This window comes from Streptomyces sp. YIM 121038, assembly GCF_006088715.1.
Lineage (GTDB): Bacteria > Actinomycetota > Actinomycetes > Streptomycetales > Streptomycetaceae > Streptomyces.
Window position 1 is genome coordinate 490,692 of record NZ_CP030771.1, and the last position, 20,977, is coordinate 511,668.

Annotated in this window: 19 protein-coding genes; 14 read left to right on the plus strand and 5 right to left on the minus strand. The window is 72.6% G+C overall.

Translation table 11 applies throughout. The features are described 5' to 3' along the window. Nucleotides 1-78: 78 nt before the first annotated feature. Nucleotides 79-1,113 (minus strand): sulfotransferase, encoded by a 1,035-nt coding sequence (locus tag C9F11_RS02055; RefSeq protein WP_138957609.1) that lies wholly within the window; start codon nucleotides 1,111-1,113, stop codon nucleotides 79-81. Between the two features lie 143 nt (nucleotides 1,114-1,256). Then, nucleotides 1,257-2,735: an MFS transporter gene (locus C9F11_RS02060; protein ID WP_138957610.1), complete on the minus strand. Its 1,479-nt coding sequence runs from the start codon at nucleotides 2,733-2,735 to the stop codon at nucleotides 1,257-1,259. Nucleotides 2,736-2,967: 232 nt separating this feature from the next. Here C9F11_RS02060 and C9F11_RS02065 point away from each other — a divergent pair, with 232 nt between their 5' ends. After that, complete coding sequence (locus C9F11_RS02065; protein ID WP_138957611.1) at nucleotides 2,968-3,972, plus strand: YdcF family protein; 1,005 nt, start codon at nucleotides 2,968-2,970, stop codon at nucleotides 3,970-3,972. Between the two features lie 48 nt (nucleotides 3,973-4,020). Here the strand turns inward: C9F11_RS02065 and C9F11_RS02070 are convergent, their stop codons facing one another. Continuing rightward, the gene (locus C9F11_RS02070; RefSeq protein ID WP_138957612.1) at nucleotides 4,021-4,944 is read right to left on the minus strand and encodes an LLM class flavin-dependent oxidoreductase; all 924 of its coding nucleotides are present in this window, start codon (nucleotides 4,942-4,944) and stop codon (nucleotides 4,021-4,023) included. A 109-nt stretch (nucleotides 4,945-5,053) separates the two neighbouring features. On the opposite strand from C9F11_RS02070, the gene C9F11_RS02075 reads away from it, so the two are divergent. The 5 genes from C9F11_RS02075 (at nucleotide 5,054) to C9F11_RS02095 (ending at nucleotide 10,192) form a co-directional block, all read left to right on the plus strand. Continuing rightward, entirely contained in the window at nucleotides 5,054-5,494 is a 441-nt protein-coding gene (locus tag C9F11_RS02075) for a MerR family transcriptional regulator (protein ID WP_249401554.1), read from the plus strand. Between the two features lie 331 nt (nucleotides 5,495-5,825). Then, the gene (locus C9F11_RS02080; RefSeq protein WP_138957613.1) at nucleotides 5,826-6,572 is read left to right on the plus strand and encodes a VCBS repeat-containing protein; all 747 of its coding nucleotides are present in this window, start codon (nucleotides 5,826-5,828) and stop codon (nucleotides 6,570-6,572) included. Nucleotides 6,573-6,673: 101 nt separating this feature from the next. Continuing rightward, entirely contained in the window at nucleotides 6,674-7,330 is a 657-nt protein-coding gene (locus C9F11_RS02085; protein WP_138957614.1) for a response regulator transcription factor, read from the plus strand. Nucleotides 7,331-7,490: 160 nt separating this feature from the next. After that, nucleotides 7,491-8,168, plus strand: a complete 678-nt coding sequence (locus C9F11_RS02090) for a DUF4255 domain-containing protein (RefSeq protein WP_138957615.1) — start codon at nucleotides 7,491-7,493, stop codon at nucleotides 8,166-8,168. Continuing rightward, nucleotides 8,165-10,192, plus strand: coding sequence for an ATP-binding protein (locus tag C9F11_RS02095; protein WP_138957616.1), 2,028 nt, complete (start codon nucleotides 8,165-8,167; stop codon nucleotides 10,190-10,192). The genes C9F11_RS02090 and C9F11_RS02095 overlap by 4 nt, the downstream gene beginning before the upstream one ends. A gap of 50 nt (nucleotides 10,193-10,242) precedes the next feature. Here the strand turns inward: C9F11_RS02095 and C9F11_RS02100 are convergent, their stop codons facing one another. After that, nucleotides 10,243-11,646, minus strand: coding sequence for a hydrolase (locus C9F11_RS02100; RefSeq protein ID WP_138957617.1), 1,404 nt, complete (start codon nucleotides 11,644-11,646; stop codon nucleotides 10,243-10,245). Between the two features lie 256 nt (nucleotides 11,647-11,902). On the opposite strand from C9F11_RS02100, the gene C9F11_RS02105 reads away from it, so the two are divergent. The 4 genes from C9F11_RS02105 (at nucleotide 11,903) to C9F11_RS47220 (ending at nucleotide 14,675) form a co-directional block, all read left to right on the plus strand. Next, nucleotides 11,903-13,498 (plus strand): phage tail sheath subtilisin-like domain-containing protein, encoded by a 1,596-nt coding sequence (locus C9F11_RS02105; protein WP_138957618.1) that lies wholly within the window; start codon nucleotides 11,903-11,905, stop codon nucleotides 13,496-13,498. A 72-nt stretch (nucleotides 13,499-13,570) separates the two neighbouring features. Further along, on the plus strand, nucleotides 13,571-14,014 hold the full coding sequence (locus C9F11_RS02110; RefSeq protein WP_138957619.1) for a phage tail protein: 444 nt from the start codon (nucleotides 13,571-13,573) through the stop codon (nucleotides 14,012-14,014). Beyond that, nucleotides 14,014-14,520: a hypothetical protein gene (locus C9F11_RS02115; RefSeq protein WP_138957620.1), complete on the plus strand. Its 507-nt coding sequence runs from the start codon at nucleotides 14,014-14,016 to the stop codon at nucleotides 14,518-14,520. Before C9F11_RS02110 ends, C9F11_RS02115 begins: the two co-directional genes overlap by 1 nt. Then, nucleotides 14,517-14,675, plus strand: coding sequence for a DUF6760 family protein (locus C9F11_RS47220; RefSeq protein WP_171075611.1), 159 nt, complete (start codon nucleotides 14,517-14,519; stop codon nucleotides 14,673-14,675). Before C9F11_RS02115 ends, C9F11_RS47220 begins: the two co-directional genes overlap by 4 nt. An 83-nt stretch (nucleotides 14,676-14,758) precedes the next feature. Here the strand turns inward: C9F11_RS47220 and C9F11_RS02120 are convergent, their stop codons facing one another. After that, nucleotides 14,759-15,661 (minus strand): hypothetical protein, encoded by a 903-nt coding sequence (locus C9F11_RS02120; protein ID WP_138957621.1) that lies wholly within the window; start codon nucleotides 15,659-15,661, stop codon nucleotides 14,759-14,761. Between the two features lie 1,675 nt (nucleotides 15,662-17,336). Between C9F11_RS02120 and C9F11_RS02125 the strand changes: the two genes are divergently transcribed. Genes C9F11_RS02125 through C9F11_RS02140 form a run of 4 tightly spaced genes read left to right on the plus strand, consistent with a single transcriptional unit; the run spans nucleotide 17,337 to nucleotide 20,963 of the window. After that, complete coding sequence (locus C9F11_RS02125) at nucleotides 17,337-17,843, plus strand: extensin (RefSeq protein WP_138957622.1); 507 nt, start codon at nucleotides 17,337-17,339, stop codon at nucleotides 17,841-17,843. A 52-nt stretch (nucleotides 17,844-17,895) separates the two neighbouring features. Further along, entirely contained in the window at nucleotides 17,896-18,318 is a 423-nt protein-coding gene (locus tag C9F11_RS02130; protein WP_138965916.1) for a phage tail protein, read from the plus strand. Between the two features lie 42 nt (nucleotides 18,319-18,360). Continuing rightward, nucleotides 18,361-19,080, plus strand: coding sequence for a LysM peptidoglycan-binding domain-containing protein (locus C9F11_RS02135; protein ID WP_138957623.1), 720 nt, complete (start codon nucleotides 18,361-18,363; stop codon nucleotides 19,078-19,080). Further along, nucleotides 19,080-20,963, plus strand: coding sequence for a VgrG-related protein (locus tag C9F11_RS02140; protein ID WP_138957624.1), 1,884 nt, complete (start codon nucleotides 19,080-19,082; stop codon nucleotides 20,961-20,963). The genes C9F11_RS02135 and C9F11_RS02140 overlap by 1 nt, the downstream gene beginning before the upstream one ends. The last annotated feature ends 14 nt before the right edge of the window (nucleotides 20,964-20,977 follow it).

The window sequence follows — 20,977 nt, forward strand, 5'->3', positions numbered from 1 at the left end:
ACGCAGGCGTGGGCGGAGCAACGGGATCTTCCGCCGCTGTCCGAGAATCGCCCTGCAAAAGGCGCTCGCGCGTCCGGCTCACCGGCCCCGGTGCCCCGCCAGGACGCGGGTGCCCGCGGCGCAGCTCTCCCTCAGCTCGTCGAACTCCGCGTCCGTCAGCGCCCGGGCGGAGCCGCGCCGACCGTGGTCGAGCAGCGCGCAGGCGCCGTCCAGCCACTGCGGGAGCGGTGCGACACCGACGAACGCGGCCAGCCGGGTCAGCTCTTCGCGGGGAGCGTCGAGGAGGTCCTCGTAGGCGAGCGTGGCCCGCTGATCGGCGGGGAGCCGGTCCAGGAACTCCGCGCCCTCGGTGACGAGTTCCGACCACAGGCGGCCGAACGTCCGCAGGGGGATGGGCCGGTCGCGTACGAGAGCGGCCTCGAAGCGGTCCCCGAGCAGCGGCGAGAGGTCCGCGGGCAGCGCGCGTACGTGTGCCTCGGTCAGGTCGGCGAGGTCCTCGACGCCCGCCCTCGCCTTGATCTCGCGCAGCAGGGAGATCGCGCGGTAGCCGGTGTGGCGGCTCATGGACAGGGCGCAGTCCGGGCCGTCGCGGAACAGGTGCACGAACCGTGCCTGCGGGAAGGCGGCCCGCAGCACGGGTGCCCGGCCGGTCGAGTAGCCGGAGCGCTCCACGACGGCGGTGCGTCCGAACCGCGCGCGGAGCAGGTCGAACAGCGCCTCGTGGTGTTCGGCGGCGGTGCGCTCGGGCCAGGGGGCGACCGCCGCGCCGAGCTCGTCGAGGAGGCCGTCGGGGTCGTCGGTGAGGTGGGGCAGGACCATGAGGGAGAGCGCGGGGATGCCGGTGGTCTCCGACGCGTACCGTCCGGGGCGGCGCGTGTAGAGGAACTCCGGCAGCGGCACCCCGCTGCGGATCATCCGCTCGAAGTGCGGGGCGGGCCGGAACAGCGCCTGCCAGAACTCCTCACCGGTCACTTTCCCTTCGGGGAAGGCCGCGTCGCCCACGGAGGCCACGAACTCGTTGAGGCTGAGGACGTCCGGGTGCGAGTTGAGGATGCGGGACAACGCGGTCGAGCCGCTGCGGCCGGTACCGATGACGAAGCTCAAGGTGCGCACGGTCACTCTCCTGGAGCATGGGGACATGGATGACACCACCCGCCAGTGATCCTCCCCCGCCCCGCCCTCGCCCACCCGCTCCGGCGGGGTTGCGCACGCGGCGCGCCGAGCGGCCGGGACCTCCGTCGGGGCACCGAGGGGGATCAGCTCCGCGCGCCCGTCGGGGCCGCGGTCGACAGGGGGGCCGCGATGTCCTCCAGGGAGCGGCGTTCGGCGTTGACGGCCAGGGCCGCGGCCGCCAGACCGGCCAGGGTCATCAGGGCGGCACCGATCCGGAAGGCGAGGGCCGTGTCCGCGACGACGCCCGTCTCGGTCAGCTTCGAGAAGAGCAGGGGGCCGCTGATGCCGCCCGCCGCGGTGCCGATGGCGTAGAAGAAGGCGATGGCCATGGCGCGGGTCTCCATCGGGAAGATCTCGCTCGCGGTGAGGTAGGCCGAACTGGCCCCGGCGGAGGCGAAGAAGAGGACCGCGCACCAGCACGCCGTGAGGGTCTTCGCGGTGAGGTGCCCGCCGTCGAAGAGCCAGGCGGTGCCGAAGAGCAGCAGCCCGGAGAGCACGTACGTACCGGAGATCATGACGCGGCGGCCGAGCGTGTCGAAGAGGGGGCCCAGGAGCAGCGGCCCGAGGAAGTTGCCGACCGCCATCACGGCGAAGTAGTAGCCCGTCGAGCCGCTCGGCACGTCGTAGAACGTGGTGAGGATCGCGCCGAAGCCGAACGTGATCGCGTTGTACAGGAAGGCCTGGCCGATGAAGAGCGAGAAGCTGAGGGCGGCGCGCTTGCGGTAGGTGGACAGGACGGTGCGGGCGATGACGCCGAAGCCGATGCCCGCGCGCGGATGGACGGTGATCTCGCCCTCGGCTGCCGGGAGCGGGCGGCCCGTCTCGGCCGTGATCCGCTCCTCGATGTCGGTGACCAGTTCCTCCGCCTCCTCGCCGCGGCCGTGCAGGAACAGCCAGCGCGGGCTCTCCGGCACGTTCCGCCGCACCAGCAGGATCACCAGGCCGAGGACGACGCCGAGGGCGAAGGTCAGCCGCCAGCCGACGTTCATCGCGAAGAGGTCGGTGTCGAGCGCGAGCACCGAGAGGAGGGCACCGCCCACCGCGCCCAGCCAGAAGCTGCCGTTGATGACGAGGTCGACGCGGCCCCGGTACCGGGACGGGATGAGCTCGTCGACGGCGGAGTTGATGGCCGCGTACTCGCCGCCGATGCCGAAGCCGGTGAGGAAGCGGAAGGCGAAGAACCACCAGCTGGAGAAGGACACCGCGGTCAGCGCCGTCGCCACCAGATACACGGCGAGGGTGATCAGGAAGAGCTTCTTGCGGCCGTAGCGGTCGGTGAGCCAGCCGAAGAACAGCGCGCCCGAGCAGGCGCCCGCCACGTACAGGGCCGCGGCGATGCCCGTCACCTGCGCCGCGCTGACGGGCAGTCCGCTGCCCTCCTCGGACAGGCGGCTCGCGATGCTGCCGACGACCGTCACCTCCAGGCCGTCCAGGATCCACACGGTGCCGAGCCCGATGACGACCGTCCAGTGCCAGCGCGACCACGGCAGCCGGTCGAGGCGCGCGGGCACGGAGGTCGTGATCGTGCCGGCCCGCGCGTCCACCGGGTCGTCCGTCGCCATCGCCGCCTCCTTCGTCCGCGCGGCCGGGAACCTGCTGTCCGGTGTCCCCGGGCCGCGCCCCGTCCGCCGCGCAGCACCGCGTTCCCGCTGCGCCCCTGTGCACACGTCCCCGGAGACCGTACGCCGGACAAAGGTGACAACCTACGACATCCGCCCCGCCCTCCCGGGCCCGTGGCGGTGGTGTGCTGCGGGAACGGCCGTCGGCTCGTGCCGGGCCGCCTACGCTGTGCGCGTGTGGGTATACGCGCCGGCCGTGCTGCTCTTCCTGGTCTTCTGTTGGCGGGTGCTGCGTGAGCGCCGGAAGTTCAGCAACGCGGTCCTCCTGGGTCTCACCGCGCTCAGCGCCCTCGTCGCGTGGGTCGCGGAGCTGATCAGGTCCGGTTCGGCCTCGGGGACGCTCGTCGCCGGGGCGTTCCTCGCGGTCGGGGCCCTCGGCATCCTGCTGCTCACGTGTCTGCTCTTCCTCAACGGCCTGCAGATGGTGCGCAAGGAGGGCCGCAGCCTCACGAACCTGTTCTCGCTGATGGCCGCGGTGGCGGTGCTCTCGGTCATCGCCCTGCTGATCACGGCGGCGGTGGCGGGGACGCCGGTGCTGCTCGGCGTGGGTGCGACGGCCCTCGGCCTGACCTGCTACCTCTCGTTCCTGTTCCTGTGCTTCGTCGGCTACTCCTTCCTCTACGGCCGTCTCTACGTCCGCCGCAAGGCCGACTACGTGGTCGTGCTCGGCTCGGGCCTGATCGGCGGGTCCACCGTTCCGCCCCTGCTCGCGAGCCGTCTCGACCGGGCCCGGGAGGTGCACGCGCGGCTCACCAGGCGCGGCAACTCCCCGGCCGTGATCACCTCGGGCGGGCAGGGGCCCGACGAGGACCTGCCGGAGTCCCACGCCATGGCCGCCTATCTGACGGACCGGGGCTTCCCCGAGGACCTGATCCAGCGGGAGGACAAGTCGACGACGACGGAGGAGAACCTCCGGTTCAGCAAGGCGATCATGGAGAAGGCGAACCCCGACTACCGGTGCGTCATCGTCACGAACAACTACCACGCCTTCCGCGCCGCCCTCACCGCCCGGCGGATGGGGATCCGGGGGCAGGTGGTGGGCTCGCCCACCGCCACGTACTTCTGGCCGAACGCGACCATCCGCGAGTTCACCGCCCTGCTCGCCGCCTACAGACGGACCAACGCCGCCGTCCTGCTGCTGTTCGTCGTCGGGGGCGTGCTCGTGTGGGCGACGCGCTGACGGCCGCCGTGCCGGGCCGTTCCCACTCCGGGGAGCGGGTGCGCCGGCTCAGCACAGCAGGAGCTCCCGGGTGCGGGCGAGCAGGTCGTACTGCCGACGCAGGCCCCCGCCGGACAGATTGACGACGAAGGTGCTCGCACCCTCCCCGCGGTACTGGTCGAGCCGCTCGGCCAGCAGCTCGGGAGGGCCACTGACGACCAGGCGGGCAGCCTGCTGCTCGGACAGCCCCTCCTCCCCTGTCAGCGAGCGCAGATGGCGGACCAGGCGCCGCCTCTCCCGACGGTTCTCCTCGGGGTCGCTGCCCAGGGCGGCGAAGACCGTGGTACCGACCTCGGGTGCCCGCGTGCCCGCTTCGGCCGCCAGCTCGGCCAGCCTGCCGACCCGCTCGCCAAGGCGCACGGGTTCGAGCAGCGACGCGAGCCAGCCGACGCCGTGGTCCAGGGCGCGCCGCAGCGCGCGGTCGGACATGCCGCCCACCCACACCGGTGGCGCGGGAACAGCGGGGTCCAGCGTCAGCACCGGCCCGTCCGGCTCGGTCAGCAAGGCCGTCGGCCTGCCCGCGAACAGCTCGGGCAGCGCCCGCAGCACCGCATCGGTCCTGCGGCCGCGCCCGGCGAACGGGACCCCGCCGAGGGGCCAGTCCTCGGGGTGGACGCCCGCACCGACCCCCAGGACCACGCGGTTGCCGGACAGGTACTGCAGCGACGACAGCTGTTTGGCCGCCCAGGCCTGCGGCCGCAGCGCCAGGAGCATGACGGCGAAGCCGATCCGCACGCGCTCGGTGGCCGCGGCGGCCGCGCTCAGCGCGACCACGCTCTCCAGGAACGGGGTACGCGCGCACAGGCGGTCGCCCGCCCACACCGCGTCCAGGCCGACCTGCTCGGCGTGGCGGGCCAGGGCGGGGATCTCCCGGAGGCTCCCTTCGCCACGCGCCGCGAAGGTCGGAAGGCAGACTCCAAGTTTTATCGACATAGGGATCCTCATTCGTGAGCGCGGCCGCGGTCGGCAACGGGAGCGGCGGCCTCCGGCGTTCGGTCAGGCGACCTTGCCCGCTCAACCGGGGTTGAGTTCAACTGGCGCGATGAACGACCTGGCTTCGCTTGGCGCGATGAACGGCCTGGCTTCGATCCGGCGCGTCGCCGACCACTTCGACCTGCCCGTGTCCACGCTGCACTACTGGGAGCGCCGCGGACTCCTCACGCCCCACCGGCGCTCCGGGCAGCGCCACTACAGCGCCGATCAGTGCTACCGGATCGCGCTCATCCGGCTGTGGCGGAGCACCGGGCGGATGTCCCTCGACGAGATCGGCGCGCTCCTCGCCGCGCACGCGGAGACTCCCCACTGGCGGGAGACGGTCACCGCCCGACTGGCCGCCATCGAGTCCGAGATGGCCCGTCTGGACGTCGCCCGCGCCTATCTGCGCGGCCTGCTGACGTGCTCCCGCGAGGACGCGCTCGAGCACTGCGCGGGCTTCCGCGCCCTGGTGCCGCTCCCGGTGGACGCTCCCCTCAAACAGAGTTAGAGCACCTCGCGGCAGGACTGGTTGCCTGAGGTGCGGGAAGCTTGTGAAGCCGATCTTCCGCTGTTCTTCCGCTGTTCTTCGCGCGGTGCGAAGCGTCCCACGCCCGCATTCCAGGCGACTCGCGTTTCCCCTGGCCAGGGCCTGTTTTGGCGTTCCACTGTCCCCAACTTCCCGGCGTTCCTGGCGGTCGGGGCAGGTGAGCGCACATGCTCGAAGGGTGCTCATCGGACGGGTCCCTACGTCCGGCGTCGGGCTTCCTCACCGCACGGGACGCGGGGCGAAGCCCGGTTCGGGAGCACGACAGAGCAGCAATCACTTGAGGAGTTCGTAGATGTTTCGCAAGCGCTCACGTCTGATCGCCGCGCCGGTCGCGGCTGTCGCCCTGACCCTGACGGTCGCCGGTTACCAGGCCAGCGCGGCCGGGTCGTCGGGTTCGGGCGACGCGGAACGGTCGGGCGCGGCCGCTCGGGCGGCGGCCGCGTGTCTGTCCGGCACCACGACGCTGCTCGGCGACCTCGACGGCGACGGCCGGGCGGACAGGATCAGCAACCCCGGCCACACCGGCACCAAGATGACCGTCCAGTGGGGCAAGGCCGACGGCACGTTCGGCAGCAAGCAGAACGTCAGCAAGCTCGTCGGCGCGCGCACCGGAGAGGTCGCGACCGCCGCTGTCGCCGACTTCCAGAACGACGGCAAGCTGGACGTCGTCGTCAACATCGTCAAGCCGTCCGGCGTGGACGACCCCGCGACGGCCCGCGTCGCGGACTACCGTCCCGGGCCGCTCAAGCGCTCCAACCTGAGCTCCACGCGCACCCGGCACCTGGACATCGGCGACTCCACCGAGGTCAAGGAGCTCCGGGTCGCCAACTACGGCGGCGACGCGTACCCGGACCTCGCGCTCCTCAGCAACGCCGGTGACGGCGTCTGGGAGCGGAACGTGCGCCTGACGAAGGCCAGCAGCGGACCGGGCAAGTACGACTACGAGCAGCAGCAGCGGTACGGCGCCACGGGCACCCCGGCCGAGCCGCCGTCCATGCCCAAGAGCGGCTGGAAGCACTTCTACAAGCCCTGCTCCTGACCCCCACGGGCGCCGCCGGCCTTCCGGGCACCGGCGGCGCCCGGCCCCAGCTGCGGTCGCAGCCGCGGTCGCAGCCGCAGTCGCTGAATTGAGGATTCCGATTGTCCACCTCGTCCCCGGCCCCCGTGACCTCCGCACCGAAGCCGAACCGGGTCCGGATCACCGTCACCGCTCCCGATCCGATCAGCCGCGAGGGAGTCCTCAGCCAGCTGCGCCGCTACCCCGAGATCGAACTGTCCGAGGACCCCGGTCCCGCCACGGTCGCCCTGCTCATCGAGGACGTGCTCGACGAGGGCGCGCTCGCCCGGCTGCGCCGCACCGTGCGCAGCGAGGGCACGCGCGCCGTGCTCGTCGTGGGCACGGTCCGCGAGCACGAGCTCCTGGACGTCATCGAATGCGGCGTCGGCGCCATCGTCTGGCGCCGCGAGGCCACCGCCCGCCGTCTCGTGCAGGCCGTACTCACCGCCGCCAAGGGCGGTGGGGACTTACCCGCTGACCTGCTGGGACGGCTCATCAGCCAGGTGGGACGCCTGCACCGGGGCTGCGCCGACCAGCCGGGCGGCTTCCTCGGGCTCACCCAGCGCGAGGTGGACGTCGTACGGCTCGTCGCCGAGGGCCTCGACACCTCGGAGATCGCCCTCAAGCTGTCGTACTCCGAACGCACCGTCAAGAACGTCATGCACGGCCTCACCACCCGGCTGCACCTGCGCAACCGGGCGCACGCGGTGGCCTACGCGCTCCGCGAGGGCTACATCTGACCGGCCGGGCCATCCGGGCCGCCCCTGGGGGCAGCCGCACTGCCCCGCCGCCGTCCCCGCCGTGCCTGCGATCCGGTGAGCGCGGGGAGCACCATCGAGGGCCGGGCCCGAACAGTCGGCAGGGCGCGGACGCCGGGCGGGAGCGCGAGAGTGATGCAGAGTGATTCATGAGGTGGACGAGGTCCTCAAGGGCCTCATCGGCGGGGGGACGCTCGCCGGTTCCGGCATCGACGTCTCCTTCGACGTGCCCACCCGCGACTGGGCGGCCCGGCGCAACGCTCCCGTGGTCAACGCCTACTTGTACGACATCCGGGAGGACGTCTCGCGGCGCCAGCGCGGCCGTACGGCGCTGCGGGACGACCGGGCCGTCGTCGTGCGCCACCGCAGGCCCCCGCGCTGGTTCCGGCTCTCCTACCTGGTGACGGCCTGGACGAAGACGCCGCAGGACGAGCACCGGCTGCTGTCCGCGGTCCTGGCGACGCTGCTGCCCCACGAGCTGGTCCCCGCCGACGAACTGCCGGGCGCGCTCGGGCGCCTCGGCCTCGCGGTGCCGATGGCGGTGGGCGACTTCCCTACGGAGGCCCGCTCCCTCGCCGACGTCTGGTCCGCGCTCGGCGGCGAACTCAAGCCTTCCGTGGACCTCGCGGTGACGGTCCCGTTCCCGGCCTACCCCGACTACGACGCGGGTCCCCCGGTCACGGAGGGCGCGACGGTCCGGGTGAGCGGGATGGACGGCACCCCGGCCGCCTCCACGGAGCGCGCCCATCGGCCCCACCAGGTGGCGGCCGCCCGCGCCGCGCACGAGCAGGCGGCGGGGAGCCGCACGGAGCAGCCATGAGCACCTCGTCCCTGGGCACCCCGTCGCCCGCGGCCGAGCGCCCCGGCGCCCCGGATCCGGCGCGCCTCCTGCTCGGCCGCCTCGCCGCGCTGCGGCAGTCGGTCACGGCCCTGGTCGCGCACCGCTCCGCCGACGACCCCACCGCGCACGACCCACTGCGCGGCCTGTACGTGTCCCAGGAGGCCGTGAGCCGACTGCTGCGCGCCCCGCAGGCCGCGCCACCCGACGGGGACGTACGCCTTGACGGCCCGGACGGCGGCCCCGACGACCGCCTCGCCCGCACGGCCGCCCGCCTCGGCCTCACCGACCTCGACACCGCCGTGCTGCTCATCGCCCTCGCGCCCGACCTCGACCGCGCCTTCGAGCCGCTCTACGGCTACCTCAACGACGACGTGAGCCGCCGCCGCGCCACCGTGGGGCTCGCCCTCGACCTGTGCGGCACGCCCGCGCAGCTGCCGGGCGCGCGCGCCCGTTTCCATCCGTCGGGGCCGCTGCGTGCCCTGGGGCTCGTGACCGTCGAGGACGCCGACCGCCCGCTGCTCACCCGCTCGTTGCGTGTTCCGGACCGGATCACCGCCCATCTGCTGGGCGACGACACACCGGACGCCGCGCTCCTCGGCCTCCTGCGGGGCCTGCCGGATCCGCGGTCCGCCGGGCATGACGACGAGCCGTTCGTGCGGCGGCTCGCCGCCCGGCTGAGCGACGGGCCCGTGCGCGCCTATCTGCGGGAGCACCGCGCGGGCGACGCACAGGCCGCTCTCGCCTCCGCCCTGCACGCGGCGGGGCTCGGCGCGCTGTCCTTCTCCGGCTGCGCGGACCGCGTGCCCGAGCTGCTGCGGGAGGCCCGCCTCAGCGGCCGCGCGGTCGTGGTGTGCGGCCTGCCGGAGCACCCCGGCCCGATGGTGGCCGAGCTGACCGCGGCCGCGGACGTGACCGTGCTGCTCACCGACCCCCGCCCCTACGACCCGCAGTGGTCCGCGCACGACCCGCTGGTGCTCCAGGCCCCCCGGCACGCGGCGGGAGGGACGGTCGCCTGGCGGGCCGCGCTCGGCCCGGACGCCGACGGGTTCGACCTGGCCGCCACCGTCGCCCCGTACCACCTGGGGGGTGAGCGCATCGCCAGGGCCGCGCGCGCGGCCCTGGCCCTGGCCGCGTTCGACGGGGCCCCGCTCGCCGCCTGCCACGTGCGGCTCGCCGCGCGGCAGCAGTCGGCGTCGGGGCTCGAACAGCACGCCCGGCGGATCCGTCCCGCGGTGGACTGGGGCGACCTGGTCCTGCCCGACGCGCCCCTCGCCCAGCTGCGGGAGCTCTCCCTGCGCGCCCGCCACCGCGACCGGGTGCTCGGCGACTGGCGGCTCAGCGCGGGCGGCGGCCGGGGGCACGGCGTGCTCGGGCTGTTCGCGGGCGAGTCCGGCACCGGCAAGACCCTGTCCGCGGAGGTGATCGCCGCCGACCTCGGTGTCGACCTGTACGTGGTCCAGCTGTCCTCGATCGTGGACAAGTACGTCGGCGAGACCGAGAAGAACCTCGAACGGATCTTCACGGAGGCCGACCGCACGGACGCCGTGCTCCTCTTCGACGAGGCCGACGCCGTCTTCGGCAAGCGCTCGGAGGTCAAGGACGCCCACGACCGGTACGCCAACATGGAGAGCGCCTACCTGTTGCAGCGCCTGGAGTCCTTCGACGGCATCGCCCTGCTGACCACCAATCTGCGGGCCAACATCGACGACGCGTTCACCCGCCGTCTCGACCTGGTGGTCGACTTCCCCTTCCCGGACGCCGGTCAGCGGCTCGCGCTGTGGCGGCACGGGCTGTCGCACGTGCCCCGCGCCGAGGGCATCGACGTCGGCTCCCTGGCCGAGGAGTTCGAGCTGGCGGGCGGTTCGATCCGCAGCGCGGTGGTCACCGCCGCCTATCTCGCCGCGGGCCGGGACGGGCCGGTCGCGGCGGCCGACCTGTGGGAGGGCGCCCGCCGCGAGTACCGCAAGGCGGGGCGCCTGGTGCCGGGGGAAGCGAGCTGGTGAGGGGGCGGACGGCTGCCGTCCGCCCCCTCACCCGTGCGCAGCGGGCCGGATCAGGCCCTGAGGCGGATGCCCTCCAGCTGGCGGTCCTCCTCCATCGGCGCGCCCGCGTAGAAGTCCTTGCCCTCCGGGGTGCACACCTCCTGGATCCACTCCGTGTCCTTCGCGTACGCCTCGAAGCACACGGAGCCGTCGGGGACGCTGATGCTGAACCCCTCCATGGGGTGGTTCGAGTCCTTGTCCCCGATGTACAGGTCCTCCGTGTCCCCCGCGTTCTTCCAGTCGTCCCCCGCGCGCCAGTGCTCGGTCACGTAGGCGGCGGTGGCGTTGACGCCGCCCGTGCCGGACACCGCGATGTTGAGGGACCGGATCGGCTTGTCCTCGCCCACGGTTCCGGCCTCGGCCCCGTCGCACACCGGGTCCTGCCAGCCGTCGTCCTGCACGTAGGCGCGGTAGCAGATGTGCCGGCCCTCGCCGTTCGCGGCGAGTTCACGCACCGCGTCGGCCGCGGTCCGCTCCTCGGGCTCGTCCTCCTCGGAGTCGTCTCCCCCGCCGCCTCCACCGCCGTCCTCCGGCTTCTCCTTCGGGCTCTCCTCGGGCTTGTCCGCGGGTTCGTCGTCCTTCTTGTCGGACGGCGGCGGCGCGCTGCTGATGGGGGCGGAGGGGCTGACCGGCTTGATCTTCCCGGCCTCCACGGGCTTCTCCCGCGCCACGCTCTTCACCTGCGGCTGGTACGAGATCCAGATCATCACGAAGGCGATGGCCACCGCGACGAGCAGCCCGAAGGTGGTGGCCAGCCAGCCCGGCAGGATCCCGCGCTGCACGAAAGTGCCGTCCACGTCCTTCGGTTCGGCCCCGGAGCGCCGCACCGAGAGCACGTACGGCTGCTCCTGCTTGGATCCGAACCAGGTGATCTGCCGGGGCCGCAGCGTGACGTTCACGAAGGCGGCCCGACCCGGCTCGATCTGGACGTTGCCCGGCTGGAGGTCGTAGGAGATCCGGTCCCCGGTGTCGCTGCCGCCGAGGGACGCGGTCACCTTGGTGTTGCCGAGGTTGTCCACGGCGAGCTTGGGCCGTCCCCGGAACCGCCCCTTCACCGTCGGCGGCACCAGCTCGGCGCGCACCTCGGAGAAGGGGGTGATGGTGAGGTTGCCCTCGGGGACGACGACGGCGTCCGGATGTTCCGTCGGCGTGACCCGTACCGCGTACGGATTCGGGCCGGCGGTCGCGTCCGGCGTACGCGGCGGTGCGAACGTCAGCTCCACGGTGCCGGTCGTCCCCGGGTAGAGCCGCAGCGTTCTCGGCTCGACCGTGGTCCAGGGGGCGAGGTCACCCACCGGTTCGAAGTGGTACTCGTCGACGATGTCACCGGTGTTGCGCACCCGCAGCCGCACCGTGGTGCTGTCTCCGGGGTCAACGGTCGCAGAAGCAGGTTCCAAAGAGGTCCAAAGGCTCACGCCCCGACGCTAGGAGGGGCCGCTGCCCCCGTCAGGAGGCGGCCGGGCAGACCCCGTTGCCCCCAGGGGCGGTGGTGGGTGCCCCTGGCCGCGTCCCGCTCCCCCGCCGCCCCGAACGGCACGGCGGACGGGGAACGCGCGACGTGCCCCTGAGGGCAGGGGAGTTGCCCGGCGTCCGGCACTCGAGGACGTTTCGGCGACGGCATGCACCCGTCAGGGTGAAGAGGTCCCGTCTCGTACCCGAGGAGAGCAGAGCATGCCGTCCTACCTGTCGCCCGGCGTCTACGTCGAGGAGGTGGCCAGCGGTTCGCGCCCGATCGAGGGAGTGGGCACCTCCGTGGCGGCCTTCGTCGGGCTCGCGCCGACCGGACCGCTGAACGAGCCGACCCTGGTGACGAACTGGACCCAGTACGTCACCTCCTTCGGTGACTTCACCGACGGGTACTACCTGGCCCACGCCGTGTACGGCTTCTTCAACAACGGCGGATCCGCCGCGTACGTGGTGCGGGTCGGTGGCTGTGCAGAGGGCGGCGCCGGTGACGGCGGGGCCCCCGCCGAGGTGGCCGGGGCGGCGGCTCCGGCGGCCCTGCCCGCCGCCGAGCCCCGGCAGCTGGGCACGTTCTCCGTGACGGCCACGGCCCGGGGCGCGCACGGTCCGCTGACGGTGGAGGTCGCCGACGCCGAGGGCGAGGGCCCCGCCGAGCGCTTCAGGCTCGTCGTCAAGGACGGCGACAAGCCGGTCGAGACGCTCGACGTCAGCGCCAAGAAGGGCAACCGGTCCTACGTCGTCACCCAGGTGAAGGAGCGCTCCAAGCTCATCACCGTGACGGAGGCGGCACCCGCGGCGCAGCTCGCCCGCCCCGAGAACCAGACCGTCACGCTGGCCCTGCCCCCGGCCCCCGCCGCCGCGCCCGCCCCCGTCGAGCAGGACGCGACGGCGCACCCCGGCCCGGCGCAGTACCTCGGCGACTCCGCGGACCGCACCGGCTTCGGCGGCCTGGAGGCCATCGACGAGATCTCCATGGTCGCGGTCCCCGACCTCATGGCCGCCTACCAGCAGGGCACCATCGACCTGGAGGCCGTCAAGGCCGTGCAGCTCGGGCTCATCGCCCACTGCGAGCTGATGGGCGACCGCGTCGCCGTCATCGACCCGCCACCGAGCCTGAATGCCCGTCAGATCCGGGTGTGGCGCCAGGAGACGGCGGGTTACGACTCCAAGTACGCGGCCCTGTACTACCCCTGGGTGAAGACCTTCGACCCGGCCACGGGCCGGGCCCGGCTGATGCCGCCGAGCGGCCACGTCGCGGGCATCTGGGCCCGCAACGACTCCGAGCGGGGTGTGCACAAGGCGCCCGCCAACGAGGTCGTGCGCGGAGCCGTCGACCTGGAACTCCAGATCACCCGGGGCGAGCAGGACCTCCTCAACCCCATCGGTGTCAACTGCATCCGCGCCTTCCCGGGCCGGGGCGTGCGCGTCTGGGGCGCCCGCACCATGTCCTCCGACCCCGAGTGGCGCTATCTGAACATCCGCCGGTACTTCAACTACCTGGAGGAGTCGATCCTCATCGGCACCCAGTGGGTGGTGTTCGAGCCGAACGACCACGCCCTGTGGGCCCGCATCCGGCGCAACATCTCGGCGTTCCTCGTCAACGAGTGGCGCAGCGGCGCCCTCTTCGGCCGCCGTCCGGACGAGGCCTACTACGTGAAGTGCGACGAGGAGACCAACCCGCCGGAGTCGGTCGACCTGGGCCGGGTCGTGTGCGAGATCGGCGTCGCCCCGGTCAAGCCCGCGGAGTTCGTGATCTTCCGCCTCTCCCAGTTCTCCAGCGGCAGCGGGGAGTTGGAGGAGTAGCCGCCCCGGCCGCCCCCGACCGCCCCGGCGCGCCCGCTCGACCACCATCAAGCCTAGAAGGACAGCGAACCCATGAGTCTCATGCAGGGTGACTCCCTCACCTCACACAACTTCGGTCTGCAGATCGACGGTGTGATGGTCGAGTACCTCTCGGAGGTCAGCGGCCTCTCCATCGAGCAGGACGTCATCGTCAGCCAGCAGAACACCGCGCAGGGCCAGATCGACATCAATCTGCTGCCGGGCGTGCAGAAGAACGGGCAGTGCACCGTGGTGCGCGGCATGACCCAGTCGGCCTCGTTCACCCAGTGGATCAACGACTCGATCAGCGGCCGGATGAGCACGGCCCGCAAGAACGCCTCGATCATCATGATGGACTTCGAGGACAACCCGGTGAAGCGGTACAACCTGCGCAACGCCTGGTGCAGCAAGATCGACGCGAGCACCCTCAAGGCGGGCGAGGCCTCCGCGCTCACCGAGACCGTGACCATCGTCTTCGAAGAACTGGTCATCGAGTAATGCGACGCACGGCCGTCGGAGCACCGGGGCGGGGCCCGGCCGCCGCGGCTCCGCCCGCTCCCCCGAGCGCGGTGGCGGGAGCGGAGTCCCCGTCTTCGTCTCCCGCCACCGCTCCCGCCGACACGGCGCTCCGGGAGCTGCGCACGGAGTTCCCCTTCCAGCTGCCGCGCGGCTACGTCGACGAGGCGGGGACCGTGCACCGGGACGGGGTGATGCGCCTGTCGACGGCCCGGGACGAGCTGGTCCCGCTGCGCGACGTCCGCGTCCAGGAGAACCCGGCGTACCTGTCGGTGGTGCTCCTCGGGCGCGTCATCACGCGCCTGGGCACGCTCGCCACGGTGCACGACGGGACGGTGGAGAACATGTTCGCCTCCGACCTCGCGTTCCTCCAGGACTTCTACCGTCAGATCAACGCCGAGGGCCACACCCGCGCCGCAGTGGAGTGCCCGCACTGCTCCGAGCCGTTCGAGGTGGAACTCGGCGGGAGCCGCCTGGGGGAATCGTGACGTACGCGACCGACCGACTGCACGAGGAGATCGCGTACGTCGCCTATCACTTCCACTGGAACCTGGAGACGATCCTGGACCTCGAACACCACGACCGGCGCCGCTACGCGCACCAGATCGCGTCCTTCGTGGCCCGCGCCGGGGCGGAGGGCTGAGCGGTGGGGTTCTTGGACCGGCTGCGCGGTGCGCGGGGGCGCGGGGGGAACCAGGGCGGAAGCGGAGACGCCCCGGACGGTGGTCAGGCGCCGCTCGGCCACGGCCCGGCCGAGGCGGGTGGGGCTCCGGTCCCGCCCTCGGGCTCCGCCCCGGCCGCGGGTGCTGGCTGGTCGGCGCTGCCGCCGATCCAACGTGCCGTGGCGGGCGGGGAGACCGGGGTCGCGGACGCCTCGTTCGGCAGGCGGCTGCCGACCTGGCAGGACCCCTCCTTCACGGTGGCCTCCGCCCGCACCGGGGTCCTGGACGGCACCGCCGGAAGCCTGCTCTCCGCGACGCCGCTGGCCGACTCGGCGCGGCCGGTCACGGGGCTCGAAGGGGCCGTGAGTACGGCGTCCTGGACGATTGCCGCGCGGGAGCCCGCGGGGCGGCGGGTGCCTGTGGCTCCACTGCGGGCTGTGCCCGGGGTGGAGCCGGGCTCTCTCACTCCGCCTGCGGCACCGCCGTCGCCTTCGCCGTCGGCGGAGCCGTCCTCGCCTTCGCCGTCCGCGGAGCCGTCCTCGCCGTCATCGTCTGCGGAGCCGTCCTCGCCGTCCTCGTCTTCCTCTTCGATGTCCTTGCCGCCTTCGTCGCCGCCTTCGACTCCGTCGGCCTCGTCGCCGTCTTCGCCCTCGCCCTCGTCGTCTTCCCCATCGATGTCCTCGCCACCCTCGTCGCCCTCGTCGCCTCCTTTCTCTTCGTCACCTTCGCTGTCTTCGCCTTCGTCGTCTTCGTCTTCGTCGTCTTCGTCTTCGCCTTCGTCGTCTCCGCTCTCGGCTTCCCCTTCGTCGTCCTCACCGTCTTCCTCCGCGTCCTCACCGTCCTCGTCGTCTTCGTTGCCCTCCTCATTCGGGGTGTCGTCCGCGTCCCCGGCGGTGACCGTCGCGCGGGCGTTGGGGCCCGGTACACCCGGTGGTGCGGGCGTCGCTGGTGGATCCCGTCGGTTCATGGGGGCCGGTGGATCACCGGAGCCGAGCCGTACCGCAGGGCGTGCCGTGCCCGTGGGCCCCGGCATCCGGCCGGGGCCCACGGGTTCCTCGGTGTCGCCTGGGCCCGGGCGCCCTTCGGGGACCGCTGCGCAACCTCCTGTCGTGCAGACGAAGCGGAGCGCGCGACTCGTGCCCGAGGGGCGGCCTGCGGGGGCGGGCCGGGTGCCGACCCGCGCTGCGCCCGCTGCGCCCGCTGCGCCCGCTGCGCCCAGGAACGATCGGCCGAGTGCCGTGAGCCCGGCGCCGCCCTCGCCTTCGGCGCCGTCTTCCGCCCCGGCACGCGGAGTTCGCGCGGCGCCCCCTGTCGCGGCCTCGCCCCGGGCCCTCACCAAGTCACCGGCCGTGTCGACGGCCGTGCAGCGTCGTGTCCTGCCCGTGGCACGCCGGGAATCGACGACGCCGCGCGCGACGAGCGGTGGTTCGAGCGAGGGATCCGCCGCGGCTGAAGGCGGCCGAGGCGGAGATCACGTGCCCTCCGTCTCCGACCTTCCTACGGTGGCCGCAGCGGAGGCCCCGGTGAGCACCGGCGGTGTTCGTACGCCGGTCGGTGACGCCCCCGTGCAGCGCGCAACGGCACAGCCGGTCCGGCCCGGCAGAGCCATGGCCAGCGGGCCGACTGCGTCCGGTGCGTCTGGAACGACACAGCCCTCCGGTGACGCCGCGCGCGGCACGGACGACCAGAATGAGACCGACTCCGCCGGCAGCCCGCAGCCCGTGCAGCGAGCCATAACCCAACCACCCCAGCCCGCCAACACCACGACCCCCAGCCCAACTTCGCCAGACCCGATGCACAGCACGGGCAACCCCACTCCCCCGGCCCCTCGCACCACCCCCACCAACGGCCCCCAGCCAGTGCGACGCGCCGTCACCCAACCGGTCCGGCACGACAACACCACAGCTGCCGGACCGGCTTCCTCCGACACACACGTAGCGACGCCGCGCTCCGGCCACGAGCCGCACGGCACGAGCGACCACACCGCTCCCACCGACAGCCCACACCCGGTACAGCGAGCCATCGCCCAGCCGACCCGGCCCGTCAAGACCACGGCCACCGGCCCGGCTTCCTCCGGGACACACCCGGTCCAGCGAGCCGTCACCCCGGGAAGCACGGGCACATCCGGCGTACGTCCCGCAGTGCCTGGCAGTACGGCAGACCGACGTGGCACACCGAGCCGCGCGGCCGATGGCCCGCCCATACCGCCGGCGCAGCGAGCGCGGCCGCAGGCCCAGCCCTCAGCAGAGCCGCGCCCTCCACGCCCCGCCCACCCGAGCCCGAGCGGAACTTCGAAGCCGGACCCGTCGACGGCCTCCGCCTCGCCCTCGCCGAAGGCCTCACCGCACGGCGGCGTGCCCACATCGGCCGGTCCCAGTCCCAGCAGCACCCCCTCGCGCCAGACGACTTCGCACAACTCGGTGCCCTTCCAGGCGAGTTCAGGGGCGAGCGACGCCCCGGTCCAGCGGCGCGCGCTCCCGGCCCGCCTCGGTAGCACCGGCCCCGGACCCCACACCCCGGCGACCGCCTCCACGAACCCGCCCGCCGACGCGCCTTCGGCCGCAGCGGCAGCCCCCGGCCCCACCGGCGTAAGCACCACAACCGGCGAGCCGAGGCCCCTCCGTCAGGGCCTCGGTGCCCCGGTGGCCTCCGTGCAGGCCCCGGTCCAGCGCGCTGCGGCGCCCGTGCAGCGGCGGCGTACCCCGCTCGGCGCCCCGATCACCCCGGTGGAGCCATCAGCCGCCGCGGACGGGGAACTCACCGTTCAGCGCAGCCCGTTCAGGCGGAGTCACCACTCGGCGGTCGGGGCCCTCGCCGCGTCGGCGGCCGCGACCGTCGCCGACACCCTGGGGCGTGTCGAGCCACGGGGCACGGAGCGCCCCGAGGACCCTCCACCGGCCTACAGCCCGGCCGCCGTGGACGCGGCGCCACCCCCGTACACCGTGGGCTCGACGCCGGTCGCGTCCGACGACGAGGCGCCGCCCGCCTACACCCGGGTCCCCGAGGGCTCCTTCGACCCCAAGGGCCTCTCGGACTTCCAGGTGGACGAGCTGGTGCACCGGATGGTCGGCCGCATCACGCGGCTGATCCGTACCGAACTCCGCATGGACCGCGAGCGGATCGGCAGGCTCCGTGACGACCACCGCTGAGCCGCGGCTCTCCTCGTACGACCAGCAGAAGCGACAGAAAGGCCCCCGCACGATGCCCCGTCAGGACCCGGGCTCAACGATTTGGTTCCGCCTCTCCATCGACGGCGAGAGCCTCGGCTACTTCAACGGATGCGAAGGCCTTTCGTCTCAGGTGGAGATCGAGCGCCGCCAGGAGGGCGGCAACAACGGCTTCGTGTGGCAACTGCCGTCCCGCGTCACGTTCTCCACCATCCGGCTGACCCGTCCGCTCACCCCGGACACCGCGAAGGTCGCCAAGTGGATCTCCTCCGTGCAGACCGGGATCAAGCGGCCCACCGCCGAGATCGCGGCCCTGCGCGCGGACGGCTCCGAGGTCGCGCGCTGGGGCCTGATCGACGTACTGCCGGTCAGCTGGCAGGGCCCGCGGCTCGACCCCGGAAGTCCGGCCGTCGCCACGGAGGTCCTGGAGATCACCCACCACGGATTCACGGACTGAAGACATCGCGGCGACCGGAGAGAAGAGCGGGAGACCCACCCCATGCCCAAGAACAAGGGCGCAGGCAAGAGCCTCGTACGCGCCAGCCTCGCCATCCACGAGCCCCCCATCGGCACCAGCACCATCCCGGGAGGGCTCATCAGGACGTTCGCCTTCGACTTCAACCCGGCGCAGCTGACCATCGGCCGCCGCGCGAACTGGACGGTGACGCCGACGGCGGCCAACCGGGACGGCGCGATGCCGGAGTTCATGGGTTCGGAGCCGCGCGAGATGAGCGTGGAGATCTTCCTGGACTCCTCCGACCAGCCGACGAGCAACGAGGTCCTCAAGAAGGTGCAGGCGCTCCTCGACTGCTGTGGGGTGACCGCCAAGAGCAAGGACGCCGACCAGCCGTCGCCGCCGTGGGTGATCTTCCAGTGGGGGTCGTTCAAGACCGCCCGCTTCACCGCCTACGTCAGCTCCGTCGACGCCTCGTACACCCTGTTCGGCACCTCGGGCATGCCCCTGCGCGCCGCCTGCCAGCTGCGCCTGCACGAGATCCCGGGCGACCCCATGGGGCAGAACCCGACCTCGGGCGCGCTCACCGCGCAGCGCGTGCACCGGGTCGTCGCCGGTGACTCGCTGCAGTCGCTCGCCTGGCGCGAGTACGGCGACGCCACGGTGTGGCGGGCCATCGCCGAGGCCAACGGGATCGACGACCCGTCCGTCCTCGCCTCGGGCACCGAACTCCTGCTCCCCGCGCCGCAGGAGGTGGGCCGCTGATGGGCAGCACCGCGTTCTCCAGCATCATCAAGGTGAGGCTCGGCGGCACCGAACTCACCGACGAGCAGGCCCGGACGCTCGTCGACGGCTGGGTCGACCAGGGCGCCGGGATGCCCGCCGCGTTCCGCCTCACCTTCCGCGACCCGCACCGGCTGCTCCTGAAGGAGCTGGGCGTGACGTTCGGCACCGACGTGGTGCTCACCCCGGTGGCCGACGGGCAGGGCGCGGGCGACCCGCTCTTCACCGGCGAGGTCACCGCCCTGGAGGCCGACTACGACGGCACCGGCTCCTTCACCGTCATCCGCGGCTACGACCTCGGCCACCGCTTCCTGCGCCGGCGCCGCGTGGTCGCGTACACGAACGAGACCGCGTCCTCGATCGTGCGGAAGCTGGCCGGGCTCGCGGGCGTGCCCGTGGGGACGATCGAGTCCTCCGGCGCGAGCTACGAGTTCATCAGCCAGGCCAACGTCACCGACTGGGACTTCATCGCCCGCCTCGCGGACGAGAACAACATGGTGATGTCCCTCGACGCCGAGGGCCGGTTCAACTTCGTCTCGCCGAAGCCCTCGTCGGGCGCGCCCTCGCCGAAGAGCGAGAAGAACCCCCTCGTCCTGAAGTCCGGGATCGACATCCTGCGCCTTCGCACCTCCGTGACCGCCGCCGACCAGGTGGCCGAGGTGGAGGTGCGCGGTTACGACGTCGCCACCGCGCGCGAGATCGTGGAGACGTCGAGCAGCGCGAAGAATCCGGTCTTCTCCCTCGGCACCTCGCCCCGGCGCGCCGCGGGCGCCTTCAAGAAGACCAAGCTCGTGCAGACCTCGATGCCCTACGACAAGCGGCCCGAGGTCAAGCACGCCGCCGACGCCCTCTACGACGACGTGTCCTCCTCCTTCTCCGAACTGGAGGTGCTCGTCCACGGCAACCCCAAGCTGCGCCCCGGGCTGCCCGTGGCGCTCGGCGACGTCGGCTGGCCCTTCCAGGGCAAGTACACGACGACGTCCGTACGGCACGTGTTCGGCAACGGGCAGCGCTACGAGTCCTGGGTGACGGTCAGCGGCCGCCAGTGGCGCTCCCTGTACGGGCTCACCTCGGGCGGCACGGCGAGCGAGCCGCGGCTGCCCGGCGTGGCCAACGCCGTGGTCACGGACGTCGACACGAAGGACGAACAGGCCCGTGTGAAGCTGAAGTTCCCCTGGCTGGACGACACGTACGTCAGTGACTGGACGCGCTGTGTGCACCTCGGCGGGAAGCGCGGCGGCGGCATCTTCCCGCTGGACGTGGGCGACGAGGTCCTCGTCGGCTTCGACCGGGGCGCGCTCGACCACCCCTTCGTGATCGGCGGCCTCTACAACGGCAAGGACAAGCCGACCCGGAACAAGGCCCCGCTGTACTCCGGGGCGCGCAACCAGGCCAGCCGCCACACCATCTCCGACCGCACCGGCAACCGCGTCGACCTGCTCAGCCAGCGCGTGGGCGCCCACCGGGGCGTCAGGCTCGCCACGGGCGACGACAAGCTGACCGTCCACCTGGACCGCGCCAAGACCGAGATCACCGTGGACAGCAAGGGCTCGGTCACCATCAAGGGCGGCCGCTCCGTGTCCGTCCAGGCGGGCGCGGACCTCAGCCTGAGCGCCAAGGGCAACGTGTCCATCAAGAGCGGCGGAATGCTCAACATGCGGGCCGCGAGCGCGGTCAACGTGAACGCGGGCGGCGGCGGTTTCAGCGTCAACGCCTCGTTCCTCAACGTGCGGGCCGGCGGCCTCGCGACCATCAGTACCGCCGGGATCCTGTCGCTCACCTCCGCCGCCGGCATGACGCTGACCTCGTCCAACATCAATCTGACCGGCGCGGTCCTGATCAACCGCAAACCGCTCCCCTTCTGATGAGGACTTCTGAT

What these genes read in the sequence shown, in the direction of transcription:
- C9F11_RS02060 (WP_138957610.1), bottom strand. Translation starts at nt 2,735, where the DNA reads ATGGCGACGGACGACCCGGTGGACGCGCGGGCCGGCACGATCACGACC.
- C9F11_RS02070 (WP_138957612.1), bottom strand. Translation starts at nt 4,944, where the DNA reads ATGTCGATAAAACTTGGAGTCTGCCTTCCGACCTTCGCGGCGCGTGGC.
- C9F11_RS02075 (WP_249401554.1), top strand. Translation starts at nt 5,054, where the DNA reads ATGAACGACCTGGCTTCGCTTGGCGCGATGAACGGCCTGGCTTCGATC.
- C9F11_RS02080 (WP_138957613.1), top strand. Translation starts at nt 5,826, where the DNA reads ATGTTTCGCAAGCGCTCACGTCTGATCGCCGCGCCGGTCGCGGCTGTC.
- C9F11_RS02095 (WP_138957616.1), top strand. Translation starts at nt 8,165, where the DNA reads ATGAGCACCTCGTCCCTGGGCACCCCGTCGCCCGCGGCCGAGCGCCCC.
- C9F11_RS02105 (WP_138957618.1), top strand. Translation starts at nt 11,903, where the DNA reads ATGCCGTCCTACCTGTCGCCCGGCGTCTACGTCGAGGAGGTGGCCAGC.
- C9F11_RS02110 (WP_138957619.1), top strand. Translation starts at nt 13,571, where the DNA reads ATGAGTCTCATGCAGGGTGACTCCCTCACCTCACACAACTTCGGTCTG.
- C9F11_RS02115 (WP_138957620.1), top strand. Translation starts at nt 14,014, where the DNA reads ATGCGACGCACGGCCGTCGGAGCACCGGGGCGGGGCCCGGCCGCCGCG.
- C9F11_RS02120 (WP_138957621.1), bottom strand. Translation starts at nt 15,661, where the DNA reads ATGAACCGACGGGATCCACCAGCGACGCCCGCACCACCGGGTGTACCG.
- C9F11_RS02130 (WP_138965916.1), top strand. Translation starts at nt 17,896, where the DNA reads ATGCCCCGTCAGGACCCGGGCTCAACGATTTGGTTCCGCCTCTCCATC.
- C9F11_RS02135 (WP_138957623.1), top strand. Translation starts at nt 18,361, where the DNA reads ATGCCCAAGAACAAGGGCGCAGGCAAGAGCCTCGTACGCGCCAGCCTC.
- C9F11_RS02140 (WP_138957624.1), top strand. Translation starts at nt 19,080, where the DNA reads ATGGGCAGCACCGCGTTCTCCAGCATCATCAAGGTGAGGCTCGGCGGC.